This is a genomic window from Alkalithermobacter paradoxus, assembly GCA_002029295.1.
Taxonomy (GTDB): Bacteria; Bacillota; Clostridia; order Peptostreptococcales; family Peptostreptococcaceae; genus Alkalithermobacter; species Alkalithermobacter paradoxus.
Genome location: MZGW01000001.1, coordinates 148,752 through 162,514, shown reverse-complemented (window position 1 = coordinate 162,514; position 13,763 = coordinate 148,752). Strand labels below are relative to the sequence as shown.

Here is a 13,763-nt window from a genome sequence, read left to right as displayed (position 1 = left end):
CTTCATTTAGAAATGCTCCATTAAAATGGAGCATTTCTTCTAGTTAACTTTTTCTAATTTTATTCCTGTTTCATGATCATTCAAATTGTGTTTTTCAAACGATTCATCTGAAACTCTCTCTATACTTACAGCTAAAGTTTCTTTCATGATATATTCTGTATGAACTTCAACCGCTTTAGATACTTCTTCATCTCCATTGAAGAATATTTTTATTTTATCCATCATTTCATAATTATTATTCTTTCTCATTTGTTGAACTTTTGAAATGAATTCTCTAGCAAATCCTTCATCTATAAGTTCTTGTGTTAATGTTGTATCTAGTATTACGAATAAATTGTTTTCCATAGCAACATTAAATCCTTCTTTTGAAGAAATGTTTATCATTACAAGGTCTTTATTTATGCTAAACTCCTCTCCATCAAGATTTAGTGCTATGCTCTGGCCACTTTCAAGTTTTGGAGCTATTATCGATGCATCTAAAGATGCTAAAGCTCCTGAAAATGCTTTTATTTTAGGTCCTAATATAGGTCCTGCCACTTTGAAGTTAGGTTTTAGGTTAAAGTTCATAAATACACCTAAATCTTTAGCAAATACTACTTCTTTTACATTAAGCTCTTCTTTTATTAATTCAGAAAGGTCAGAAATTAACTCTTCATATTTACCATCTACTATAACCTTTTGAACTGGTTGACGTACTTTTATTTTAACTGCTTCTCTTGATGCTCTTCCAAGACCTACTAAATCTCTAACTAAATCCATCTTTTCTTCAACATTTAAGTCTATTAAACTTTCATTTACAGATGGATAATCACTTAGATGCACCGATAACTCTCCTGTTAGGTTTTTGTACATTTCTTCTGATATATAAGGAGCAAATGGAGCTACCATTTGACATATTCCAACTAGTATTTCATAAGTAGTGTTATATACTGATTTTTTATCTGTAGTTAGCTGTGTTTCCCAGAAACGTCTACGAGAACGTCTTATATACCAGTTAGAAAGGTCTTCATTTACAAATTCTTGTATTGCTCTAACTGCTTTTGTCAAATCATATACACCCATATATTCTTCTACAGATTTAATTAAGTTATTGTACTTAGATAATATCCATCTATCTATTTCTGGTCTTTCACTGTACTCTATAAAGAAGTCTTTTGGATTTATATTGTCAGTATTTGCGTATAAAGTAAAGAAGTTGTATACATTCTTAATTGTGACAAAGAACTTGCTTTGTACTTCTTTTAGTCCCTCTATGTCAAATTTAGTTGGGCTCCACGCAGGTGATACATAAAGTAGGTACCATCTTAATACGTCTGCTCCATACTTATCAAATAGTTCGAATGGATCTACAGTATTACCTCTAGACTTTGACATCTTTCTACCTTCTTTGTCTAGTATAAGATCATTAACTAAAACTCTTTTGTATGGAGATACTCCCTTTACAAAAGTTGAGATTGCAAGTAGTGAATAGAACCATCCTCTTGTTTGATCTATTCCTTCACAAATAAAGTCTGCTGGAAATAATTCATCAAAGTTTTCTTTGTTTTCAAAAGGATAATGATGTTGAGCGTAAGGCATTGCACCACTATCAAACCAACAGTCTATTACATCTTTAACTCTACTCATTTCTTTTCCGCACTCTGTACATTTTATATGAACATCATCAACATATGGTCTATGCAGTTCTATACTTTCATCTATCTTTTCTATAGCTTTCTCTACTAACTCTTTTCTAGAACCTATAGATTCTTTATGACCGCATTCACAAGTCCATATATTAAGAGGTGTTCCCCAATATCTACTTCTAGATACTGCCCAGTCATTAAGATTTTCAAGCCAGTTTCCAAAACGCTTTTCTCCTACATAATCTGGGTACCATTCAACTGTTTTGTTGTTTTCTATAAGCTTGTCTTTAAGCTTTGTCATTTCTATATACCAGCTAGGCTTTGCATAGTAAAGAAGTGGAGTATTACATCTCCAGCAGTGTGGGTAGTTGTGTGCCATTTTTTCTTTCTTGAAAAGTTTACCTTCTGCATGAAGCCATTTTATTATATCTATATCAGCATCCATAACAAATGTGCCTTTCCAAGGAGTTGCTATATATTTTCCTGTTTCATCTACCGGTTGAAGAACTGGAAGGTCATATCTTTTTCCTGTATTATAGTCATCTTCCCCAAATGCTGGAGCTGTATGAACAATACCAGTACCATCTTCTGTTGTTACATAATCTGCTACTGTTACAAAGAATGCCTTCTTATCTACATCTAAAAATGGCATTAATTGCTCATATTCTATATATTCTAAGTCTTTACCTTTTAATTCTTCTAAAACTTCATACTCTCCACCTATAACTTTTGGAGCTAAGTTTTTCTCTACATAATATACAGTGTCCTCATATTTAACTCTTAAATATGTTTCATTAGGATTAACTGTTAATGCAACGTTTGAAGCTAATGTCCATGGAGTTGTTGTCCATACTAAGAAATACTCATCTTTATTTTTCAATTTGAATTTAACTATAACAGTATTAGTTTTTACTTCCTTGTATCCTTGTGCTACTTCGTGAGAAGCAAGCCCTGTTCCACATCTTGAACAGTATGGAAGTATTTTGTGTCCTTCATACATATATCCTTCTTTATAGAACTTATCTAATATCCACCAAACACTCTCTATGTAATTATTATCAAGTGTTATATAAGGGTTATCTAAGTCTATTTCATAAGCCATACGTTTTGTCATTTCTCTCCATTGACTTTCATACTTAAAAACAGACTCTCTACATTTTTCATTAAATTTATCTATTCCGTAATTCTCTATATCTTGCTTATCTTTAAGGTTAAGAGCCTTTTCAACTTCTATTTCAACAGGAAGACCATGTGTATCCCATCCTGCTTTTCTTTTAACTGCATATCCTGTCATACTTTTATATCTACATACAGAATCTTTAAGTGTTCTAGCTATAACATGGTGAATACCAGGAGATCCATTTGCAGTTGGTGGCCCTTCAAAGAATACGAAAGGCTTTTTATCTTTTCCCTTTTCAAGAGTTCTCTCTAGTATATTTACTTCTTGCCAAAAATCAGAAATACTTTTTTCGCTATCTTTTACTGATGTGCTTATAAGCGATCTGAATTTTTCCATATATTTCACCCTTTCTATTTTTTTATAACAAAAAACCTCATCCCAAAGAAGGGACGAGGTTTAACCCGTGTTACCACCCTAATGCCAAATTTATGGCACTCATTTAGATTTAACGCATTCAAACGGCACGGCTTAATTGTAATGTTCAGCCTGCAGCTCTGGAGTGATCTTCAATTATAATGATTTACTGGTTCTCAGCAGCCACCAGCTCTCTGTGAAATCAGATATAATCTACTCTCTCCTTCATAGCTTTTTCTATCAAATTTTCATTTTAAGTACTATTTTAGAATATATTTATGTATTAGTCAATATTTTTTACTCTATATCTTCAAATGTTTCTTCTACTGTTTTTATTTGATTTTCTAAAAGAGATTTAAATCTAGTTTTAAATATTTTAAATTCTTTTCTTATTTCTTCATATTCTTTTTTGATATCTATAACTTCATTATTTGCAGTTTCTATTATTTTTCTAGCTTTAAGCTCAGCTTCTTCGATTATAACCTGAGCCTTTTTAAGAGCTGTTGAGTTTACATCTTCTGCAGTATTTTGTGCAACTATTAAAGTATTTTTCAAAGTTTCTTCTATATTCTTATATCTCGATACTTGTTCTGACATCATATTTAACTTATCTTTAAGCTCTATATTCTCTTTATAAAGCTTCTCAAAATCTTCTTTTACTTCATCTAAAAACTCATCTACTTCTTCTTCTTTATATCCTCTTAAAGATTTCTTAAATTCCTTATTTTCTATGTCTAATGGAGTTATCATACCCAAAAACCTCCTATAATATTATTTTTGTCTTTATCCTTACTTTATTCTTTTTAGTTAAGCTCCCTACTTCTTCTAGTATTGCTCTACCTTTCCCTTTTACAGATAAAAGGGATCCTTCTTTTACATTTTTAGATCCTGAAGTTATAGTTTCAAAGTCAACCTTAACCTTTTCACTCAATACATATTTTGCAGCATCTTGCCTTGACAAATTAAATACCGAAGATATGATGCAATCTAACCTTAATGAAGATACAGTAGTAACTATTTCCTTGTATTCTTGTTTTGGAGCTTTTATGTCTTTTAGATTTATTTCTTTCACATGTACTTTATTATTTGAAACCTTTTTGAGATTTAGTAGTATAAAGTCACTTAGTTCGTCTTGGACTATTAATTGACAGCAATTTTCGTGTATTAATATATCTCCTATTTTCTCTCTTTTTATCCCAAGCCCTAATATAGATCCCAAATAATCTCTATGTGAAACTTCTTTGAATCTAAAGTCTCCTGATATTTGCAACGCTTTAATAGGACAGCTTATATTGTCCATATAATATGGATATATAAGTATAATATTTCTCTCTGCTCCTTCATATCCACCAAATATACTATATCTTACATCATCACTAGAATTGAGTATTGATATAGCGTTTTTGAGTTCATACGGGTCCAAAAAATCAGTGCTTTTGCACTCATGATTTTTAATTACCCATTGAGCCTTGTCTATAACTTTATACATTTTAGCCTTTAGATTTATATCATTTATGTGAGCTGTAACACTTTGTTTATCTATCATCTATATTCCTACTCTTAACAGCACAGAAACAAGTACTCTATATATAAATCTTATTAAAAAAAGTGCTATTATTGGCGATAAATCTATAGGTCCTGTCTTTAAATACCTAAATGTCAACTCTCTTATAGGACTCATTATAGGCTCTGTCATGTTATACACAAAGCTGTGAAATGCAGAATATCTATTAGTTCTAACCCAAGACATTATAACTCTTATAAAAATCATCCACTCTATAAACTGAACAAAATACCCTAAAGATCTAATTATTACCCACATTGTTTGATCTCCTTTTTATTTTATTTATTCCATGGAAATAGTACCTTACCTTCTATCTCTTTTCTTATATTTCCATCGATATCTACGTTATTTGGAGCTAAAATAAAAATACCTTTAGAAACCTTTTGTATGCTTCCTTCTAGTGCATATACAGCGCCATTTATAAAGTCAAATATAGTTTTTGCTAAATCACTATCTTCTATATTCTCTAAATTAACTATTACAGCTTTTCTATTCTTTAGGTTATCTACTATACCAGTTGCTTCGTCATAAGTATTAGGTTCATATATCATTACTTTCATCTGTGTAGTTGCATGTATGTTCACAATCTTATTGTTTATAGTTGAAGTTGTTTTCTGGCTAATCGGCAATACATCTTCTACTACTTCTTCTTCATCGTACTCTTCTTCTTCTGAAGTTAATCCCATGAATTTCTTTACTTTATCTACTAATTTATCAGACATTTTTCTACCTCCTACAAGCTATAATCTCTTTCACCAAATATTGCTGTTCCTACTCTTACTATGTTAGAACCTTCTTCTATTGCAACTCCAAAGTCATTGCTCATACCCATTGATAAATATTCCATATCTACGTTATGTAGATTTATGTTTTCTATCTTTTTAGATAGATCTTTCAGTTTCTTAAAGTAAACTCTTGCATCTTCCTTGTTTTCACTATAAGGAGCCATACCCATTAGTCCCTTTATTTTTATGTTTGAAAAGTTTGTTGAGACATTTTGTATAAAATCTATTGCTTCTTCTTCCATAACTCCATGCTTTGTATCTTCCTTTGATATATTAACCTGAACTAAACAGTCTATTACTTTATCTATAGATTTAGCTCTCTTATCAATCTCCTGACATAAAGAGATTCTATCTAGCGAGTGTATTAGATCTACCTTGTCTATTATATATTTTACCTTATTAGTCTGTAAAGTTCCAATAAAATGCCACTTAACTTTTTTTCCTATTATTTCATATTTTCTAACCATTTCTTGAGGTTTATTTTCTCCTACATGCGTTACACCGCAATTTATTGCTTCTTCTATTGTTGATATATCCACTGTTTTTGTAACAGCTATTAAAATTATATCTTTCTTATCTTTACCTACTCTTTCGGCATGGCTTTCAATTTCTTTTAGAACTGTATCTAAATTTTGTTTTATACTCATAAAAAACCACCTCTACCTTATTTTTTGTCCTTGTTTAACTCTGCTTGGAGTTAACACTATTTCGTCATATAACTTTACTGTATCAATATTGTTGGTGCTTATCTCTCTATAATTAAGTATTATATTATTTTCATCTTCTCCTAATATACTTTGTAACTCCTTAAATACTGCATTTCCAGTTTGGGAGATTATGTACACTCCTTTTTTATCATCTTCAGTTACAACTGCACTTTTAGGAATTTTTATTCCAGTTAATTTTTTATATACTATTTCAAATTTTTCTTTTCTAATTTTATGAAAATCATCTATCTGTTCCGTTATTTCTATTACAGCAATATACTTACCCCTATTATCTTCATATAAGTGTATAACCCTTCCAGAAAATTGAATATCCCCTTTTATTATGTCTACATGCCTTCCTTCAGGTAACTTGTCCTTTTCTTTGTCATCTAAGACCACTGCTATATTCCATACATGATTGTTTGTAATTTTAGCTATAGCATCTCCAACCTGTACCTCACCTTTTTTATTTATGATATTATTGTTTCCTTTCAAAGAAAACAAATAATCTGATTCTAGTTTCTCTAAGGTATCTAATCTTAATATTTCTTCAAGACCATCTGCACTAAAAGAAACAACTCCTGCATTTTCTGCTAATATAGTATTCACAGAACTTTCAATTTTTTCCTCTAGTATCTTTTTTTCTTGCTTTAGGTTGCTTAGGTTCTTACCTACAAAGCTTTTTTCTCCCCATATTAAACTTTTCTTGTCTACTAGATAAAGTAAATCCTCCTTTATTTTTTGAGTATTAGCAATATCTCCATGTATTAATTTATTCTTCAGTTCTCTTTTGAGAAGATTTATGTTATTTTCTATTTTCTCTATATCTTTTCTAAGCATTTGTTCATCTTTATTCGCACTAATTCCCTCAATTCTTCTATTTACTGTATCTAGCTTTTCCTTAACAGAAGGGTCTAAGTCTTTTATATATACTTGAGCTATTTGCTCATTCATATAAAGTCTATCCCCTTCATTTACGAAATAATCTATTTTGCCAGAAAGTTTTGAAAATATCACCTTTTCATCTCTTATTACAATGCATTCTTTGTTCATGGATTTTACTATATCTCCATAGTCTACTGTATATACTGGAATTGTTGAATTAGATATAGTAGACACTACCTTAACTAATATATATGTTAATATTCCTAAACACAAAATATAATTATACCTAAACTTCTTTCTTTGTTTACTTTTCTTTTCCATATAAAAATTCACCTCATATTACTTATTAATTCTTCATAAATCGAGTTAATCCTCTTTAAAATTACTCATTCATATAATTTGTGTATTCAAAAAAATAAAAAGGTTTAGAATATTTTATTCCAAACCTTTAAATATCGATAATCAAAATTATATCAATCAATCTATAAAAGTCAACATCTAAAGAGGTCAATTATAATATTATAGCTATTAGATTTCCACTACCTTCATTTATTATTCTTTGAAGTGTCTTTTGCATTTTAACTCTAACATCTTCTGGCATCATATATAGCTTATTTTGTAATTGTTCTTTTACTAAATCATGTAGTGATTTACCGAACATGTTAGACTCCCATAATTTAGACGGATTCTCTTCAAATTCTTTTAATAGATATTTAGCAAGTTCTTCACCTTGCTTTTCCGCACCAACTATAGGAGATACTTCTGTTTTTATATCTGCTCTTATTAAGTGCAGTGATGGAGCATTAGCTCTTAGTTTAACTCCAAATTGACTTCCATGTCTAAATATTTCAGGCTCATCTAATGTAAGCTCATCTAATGAAGGAGGAACTAATCCATATCCCTTTGTTCTAACATCATCTAAAGCCTTTTCAACTTTATCATACTCTCTCTTTATGCTTGATAGCTTTGATACTAATCCTAGTAGCTGATGTTGCCCTTCTAATTTATATCCTGTCTTTTCTTCAATTACATTATAAAATAGCTCATCTCCTGTTTCTAGTTTTATTTCAACTGTACCTTCTCCTAAATTAACATCACCTACATAAGATCTTTCTAGGAATTCTATGCTATTGAATTTTTCTACAATATTGTCTATATCATGTATTTTTCTAATATCATTTGCACTTTCTTTTATTGTTTTCATTATATTGCTTTTAATCCAATGATTTCTCTCAAGTCCTTCTACCCAACTTGGAAGATTTATATTTATTTCTCTCAATGGGAATTCATGAAGTACATTCTCCATTATATCTTCTATATCTTTTTCATTCATATTTAATATATCAACTGGCAGTACTCTCATTTTATACTTTTCTTCTAACTCAGCTTTTAGCTCTAGAGTCTTCTCGCTATCTTTTTGTGTTGTATTCAATACTATTGCAAATGGCTTATTTAATTCATTTAACTCTTTTATAACTCTCTCTTCTGCTTGAAGATAATTTTTTCTATTTATTCCAGTTATACTTCCATCAGTAGTTATAACAATTCCTATAGTTGAATGGTCCTTTATAACTTTTCTAGTTCCGATTTCTGCAGCTTCTTCAAATGGTATTGGCTCTACTTTCCAAGGAGTTGAAACCTTTCTTTGTTTGCCTTCCTCTTCATGACCTAAAGCACCATCTACAAGATATCCAACGCAGTCTACCATTCTAACTTTCATTCTTAACCTATCTTTAACTCTAACTTCTATACCATTATCTGGAATGAATTTCGGCTCAACCGTCATTATAGTTTTCCCATCTCCGCTTTGTGGTAGTTCATCTCTTGTTCTTTCTCTTTCATAATCCTTTTCAATTCTTGGTAAAACTAAAAGTTCCATAAATTTTTTTATAAATGTAGATTTTCCAGTTCTCACAGGACCAACTACACCTATGTATATATCTCCATGAGTTCTCTTAGAGATATCTTCATATATATTAGTATTCAAAAATTATCCCCCCTCAGAATAAATTCTTAATAAATATATATGTGCAATATATTTTATTATTACAAAAAAAAACTAAGCTATTATAAGCTTAGTTCTTCTGAAACTACTTCTTCTAACTCATGTGTCCTAGTTCTTAGCATCAAGTTGTCAACACATTCTTTTACATCTTTTTGATTGTATAAAATACCGTATATTTCTCTAGTTATAGGCATATCTACACCATATTCTTTAGATAATTCATACGCTACTTGTGTAGCAGTTATTCCTTCTACAACCATTTTTATTTCATCTAAAGTTTCTTGTAGGCTTTTCCCTTGACCTATTAGTATCCCTGCTCTTCTATTTCTACTGTGCATACTAGTACATGTAACTATTAAATCTCCTATACCTGATAATCCTGAAAATGTACTAAGTTTTGCTCCCATTTTAATTCCAAGTCTTGCAATTTCTCTAATTCCTCTTGTCATAAGTGCAGCTTTTGTATTATCACCACAACCTAATCCATCAGCTATTCCTGCTCCAAAAGCTATTATATTCTTTAATGCTCCTCCTAATTCTACACCTATTACATCTGGATTTGTGTAAACTCTAAGTGTAGAAGTGGAAAATACATCTTGTATGTATTCAGCTATTTTTATATCCTCAGATGAAGATACTATTGTTGTTGGCATATTGCTAGCTATTTCTTCTGCATGTGAAGGTCCAGATAATACTACGTACTTATTATTAGGTAGCTCTTGTTTTATTATCTGAGACATTCTATACCCAGTTCCCTTTTCAAGTCCTTTTGCAACATTTACTATTATTTGATCATCAGATATGTGTGGTTTTATTAATGAAGCTACACTTCTAACAGCTTGTGATGGAACAGCTAATAGTATAATATTTGCATTTATTAAAGATTCCTTTAGGTTATTGCTAAGTGAAAGCTCTATAGGAAGATATATATCTTTTAAATAGCTTTCATTTTTTCTAGTTCTTATCATTTCATTATATTGATTATTGTCTTTAGTCCAAAGTACAACTTCATATTTATTTTTATTTGTAAGTAATACGGCCAAAGAAGTACCGAAGCTTCCTGCTCCTAATACACAAATTTTATCCATATGAACACCTTCCTAAATCATCTTATTTCTGTTTTTTGACCTATTTTTCTTTCTGTTCCATTCATGAGTCTTTTTATATTTTCTCTATGTGTAAATACTATTATAAGTGCTAAAATACATGATACTAAAAGTCTATTCCCACCTCTATAAAGCATAAATATAGGAAGCGAAACTATTCCAAGTACAGACCCTAATGATACATATTTTGTTTTTATTATAGATATAATTCCAACAGCTAGTGAAAATACTCCAACTATAGGATCTATCGCTAGTATTGATCCTATAGTCGTGGCAACTCCTTTTCCACCTTTAAACTTTAAGAATACAGGCCAGTTATGACCCAGAACCACACATATAGCTGCAACAAGAGCAGCTTTTTCTCCGCCTAGTCTACTACCTATAATAACAGCCAATACACCTTTAAAAGCATCCCCTAAGAAAGTATACAAAGCTGCTTTTTTTCCTAATGTTCTAAGTACATTAGTTGCACCAGCATTACCAGATCCATATTTTCTAATATCTATATTCCCATTAAGTTTTCCTATTATATAAGAAGTAGAAAAGTTTCCTATAAAGTAAGCTATTAATGCAGATAATACCTCAGCACTCACAGTATCTACCTTCTTTCTTTTTGCTTATAATTGAATTTTATACAAGTACCTTCAAAGCCGAAATTCTCTCTTATCTTGTTTTCTAAATATCTTTGATAAGAGAAATGCATTAGTTCCTTATCATTTATGAATAATGTAAAGTTAGGTGGTTTTACTCCAGTCTGAGCAGCATAGTATATTTTTAATCTCTTACCTTTATCTGATGGTGGTTGATTTAAAAGTACAGCTTCACCTATAACCTCATTTAGTGCCCCTGTTGTAACACGTTTTGCATGCTCATTAGCTACTAGTTTCACAGTTTCTAATATCTTATTCATTCTTTGATTAGTCTTTGCTGAAACAAATAATATTGGTGCATAAAGTAAAAATGGGAATGAATTTCTTATCTCTTTTACGTATTCATTCATAGTATAGTTGTTTTTCTCAACTAAATCCCATTTGTTTATTACTATAACACAACCCTTTCCTTCTTCATGAACAATTCCTGCAACCTTAGTGTCTTGTTCTGTAACACCTTGTGTTGCATCTATTACCATAAGTGCAACATCACTTCTTTCTATTGCAGTAAACGATCTTATAACACTGTACCTCTCTATATCTTCAGTTATTTTACTTTTTCTTCTAACTCCAGCTGTATCTATCAATAAATACTTATCTTCTCCATGCTCAAAGTAAGTATCTATAGCATCTCTTGTTGTTCCAGCTATAGGGCTTACTATAACTCTTTCCTCTCCTAATATATTATTTAATATCGAAGATTTTCCAGCATTTGGTTTACCAACTATAGCAACTTTTACTATATCTTCTGTATATTCGGTATCTGCTCCTTCTGGGAAATTTGCTATAACCTCATCTAATAAATCTCCTATCCCTAAACCTGTAGATGCTGCTATCATTATAGGTTCACCTAAACCAATTTCAAAAAAGTCATAGTATGTGTCTGGTGTTTTGCCTTTATCTACTTTATTAAGAACTAATAAAACAGGTTTTTTTGTTTTTCTAAGCATTTGTGCTATCTCTTTATCTGCTGGTGTAAGCCCTGCTTTTGCATCTACTACAAATAATATTACATGAGCCATTTCCATTGCAAGCTGAGCTTGATTTCTCATTTGAGATAATATAATGTCATCACTTACAGGTTCTATACCTCCCGTATCTATAAGTGTAAAGTATTTATTTAGCCACTCAACTTCTGTATATATTCTATCTCTAGTTACTCCTGGAGTATCTTCTACTATAGCTATTCTTTTTCCAGCTAGTTTATTAAATAATGTAGATTTACCTACATTAGGTCTTCCAACAACTGCTACTACTGGTCTACTCATATTAAATTTCTCCTTTCTCTTTTGTTATTAATTTCTTTACAAATTGTTTTCCTTCTACATCACAAGGTATTATACTAATCTTTAACTTTTCTTCAATATCTTTTATCGTTACATCATCTAAAAATACATCTTCATCTGCTTTTAACATAGACTTTGGTATTAGTAAAGCGTCTCCTAAGTCCTCATTTTGTAGACTTTGTATAATATCGCTGCCAGTGATTAATCCTGATACTGTTATACTTTCTCCAAAATAATTATTTCTCACTTTATAAACATTTATTTCTAGTCCTTCTATATTATTCATTATATTTTTACAGATTTGATCTATAAATGTATAAGCTGACTTTCCTGTAACCACTGATACCTTCCTCGGCTTTCTAAGTCTTATATACATGTTTTTTATATATTTATTTACTTCTTCTTCAAACTTTGTCATTAACCCTACACCATTTTCAAGCTGAATAAATCCTTCATATTCTTCATAATTAGGTCTTTTTCTATCTGCCATTACATAAAATTCATCTGATAAAAATACGAATCTGGTATTTAAATCTTTCAAAAACTTATTTTGAATATCAAATGTTTTATCTATAAGCTCAAGAGACATTTCTTTGTTAAACTCTTGTAGATATTCAAGACCCTCTCTAAATTTAGTAAGACCTACTGGAACTATTGCAACACTTCTAACGTAAGGATAAAGGTGAGCTAAATCTGAAATGGTTTTATCTAAATACTCATTATCATTTATTCCTGGACACAAAACAATTTGGCAATTCATTTCTATACCGGCTTGTGCTAGTCTTTTCATAGTATCATACACATTACCAGCATTTTTATTTTTCAACATCTTAACCCTAAGCTCTGGATCTGTAGTGTGAACAGATATATTAACTGGACTTATCCTATATTGTATCATTTTTTGTATATCTTTTTCACTCATATTTGTTAAAGTAATAAAATTTCCTTGTAAAAAAGACAGTCTTGAATCGTCATCTTTAAAGTATAAACTCTCTCTCATTCCACTTGGGAGTTGATCTATAAAGCAAAACATACACTTATTTCTACAGCTTTTAGCACTGTCTATTATAGGATTTAAAAACTCTATTCCTATATCTTCATCATAGTCTTTTTCTATTTCATATATATATATTTCTTTATTTTTATTTTCTATTTCAACTTCTAGATACTCATCACAAGTTAAAAACTTATACTCTATTATATCTTCTATCTTCTGTCCATTTATACTTAAAAGTATATCTCCTTCTTTTATTCCTATTTCATCTGCTATACTACCTTTATAGACTTTATTTATAACGTTTTGTATATTATCTATATTCCTTAATTCCAATATTATCACCACTCTTTTGTAAACTATATCAAGTTATATTATCATGTATAACAACGCTTAGTCAAGATTAGAAAAAGGTACCTGTAGAAGGTACCTAGTGCTTTACAATTATTAAAGTATCATTACCTACATCGTGTACCATTCCCATCATGCATTTAGATATAGCTAAAGATTTAGATTGTAAATCTTCTTTGCTTTCAACATGAAATACTGGTATGGTAGCAGACGATATACTTTTGTCCGTTGTTATTATGGCTAATACGTAATGTTTTATCCCTACATTCAT

General features: G+C 30.4%; 13 protein-coding genes and 1 other annotated feature. All 13 genes read right to left on the bottom strand.

What is annotated here, in order from left to right; all coding sequences use genetic code 11:
• Positions 1 to 39 precede the first annotated feature (39 nt).
• The 13 genes from ileS to CLOTH_RS00775 all read right to left on the bottom strand — a co-directional run bounded on the left by ileS (position 40) and on the right by CLOTH_RS00775 (position 13,763).
• Positions 40 to 3,141, bottom strand: coding sequence for an isoleucine--tRNA ligase (gene ileS / locus CLOTH_RS00835; RefSeq protein WP_079410252.1), 3,102 nt, complete (start codon positions 3,139 to 3,141; stop codon positions 40 to 42).
• 46 nt (positions 3,142 to 3,187) lie between these two features.
• Positions 3,188 to 3,397: a binding site (T-box leader), on the bottom strand.
• Positions 3,398 to 3,456: 59 nt separating this feature from the next.
• Positions 3,457 to 3,909: a DivIVA domain-containing protein gene (locus CLOTH_RS00830; RefSeq protein WP_079410250.1), complete on the bottom strand. Its 453-nt coding sequence runs from the start codon at positions 3,907 to 3,909 to the stop codon at positions 3,457 to 3,459.
• 13 nt (positions 3,910 to 3,922) lie between these two features.
• The gene (locus tag CLOTH_RS00825; protein ID WP_331721949.1) at positions 3,923 to 4,705 is read right to left on the bottom strand and encodes a YlmH family RNA-binding protein; all 783 of its coding nucleotides are present in this window, start codon (positions 4,703 to 4,705) and stop codon (positions 3,923 to 3,925) included.
• The gene (locus CLOTH_RS00820; RefSeq protein ID WP_079410248.1) at positions 4,706 to 4,981 is read right to left on the bottom strand and encodes a YggT family protein; all 276 of its coding nucleotides are present in this window, start codon (positions 4,979 to 4,981) and stop codon (positions 4,706 to 4,708) included. It lies immediately after the preceding gene.
• Positions 4,982 to 5,001: 20 nt separating this feature from the next.
• Positions 5,002 to 5,445, bottom strand: a complete 444-nt coding sequence (locus CLOTH_RS00815) for a cell division protein SepF (protein WP_079410246.1) — start codon at positions 5,443 to 5,445, stop codon at positions 5,002 to 5,004.
• 11 nt (positions 5,446 to 5,456) lie between these two features.
• Positions 5,457 to 6,155 carry a YggS family pyridoxal phosphate-dependent enzyme gene (locus tag CLOTH_RS00810; protein ID WP_079410244.1) on the bottom strand — a complete coding sequence of 233 codons (699 nt, stop codon included), beginning with the start codon at positions 6,153 to 6,155 and terminating at the stop codon, positions 5,457 to 5,459.
• A gap of 12 nt (positions 6,156 to 6,167) precedes the next feature.
• Complete coding sequence (locus CLOTH_RS00805) at positions 6,168 to 7,421, bottom strand: HlyD family efflux transporter periplasmic adaptor subunit (RefSeq protein WP_079410242.1); 1,254 nt, start codon at positions 7,419 to 7,421, stop codon at positions 6,168 to 6,170.
• 190 nt (positions 7,422 to 7,611) lie between these two features.
• Positions 7,612 to 9,087, bottom strand: a complete 1,476-nt coding sequence (spoIVA, locus tag CLOTH_RS00800) for a stage IV sporulation protein A (RefSeq protein ID WP_079410240.1) — start codon at positions 9,085 to 9,087, stop codon at positions 7,612 to 7,614.
• An 80-nt stretch (positions 9,088 to 9,167) separates the two neighbouring features.
• Complete coding sequence (locus CLOTH_RS00795) at positions 9,168 to 10,193, bottom strand: NAD(P)H-dependent glycerol-3-phosphate dehydrogenase (protein WP_079410239.1); 1,026 nt, start codon at positions 10,191 to 10,193, stop codon at positions 9,168 to 9,170.
• A 17-nt stretch (positions 10,194 to 10,210) separates the two neighbouring features.
• Positions 10,211 to 10,804 carry a glycerol-3-phosphate 1-O-acyltransferase PlsY gene (gene plsY, locus CLOTH_RS00790; protein WP_143715391.1) on the bottom strand — a complete coding sequence of 198 codons (594 nt, stop codon included), beginning with the start codon at positions 10,802 to 10,804 and terminating at the stop codon, positions 10,211 to 10,213.
• A gap of 5 nt (positions 10,805 to 10,809) precedes the next feature.
• Entirely contained in the window at positions 10,810 to 12,129 is a 1,320-nt protein-coding gene (gene der, locus CLOTH_RS00785; RefSeq protein WP_079410237.1) for a ribosome biogenesis GTPase Der, read from the bottom strand.
• Between the two features lies 1 nt (position 12,130).
• A complete protein-coding gene (locus tag CLOTH_RS00780; protein ID WP_079410235.1) occupies positions 12,131 to 13,477 on the bottom strand; it encodes a DUF512 domain-containing protein in 1,347 nt (448 codons plus the stop codon).
• 94 nt (positions 13,478 to 13,571) lie between these two features.
• A complete protein-coding gene (locus tag CLOTH_RS00775; protein ID WP_079410233.1) occupies positions 13,572 to 13,763 on the bottom strand; it encodes a capping complex subunit for YIEGIA in 192 nt (63 codons plus the stop codon).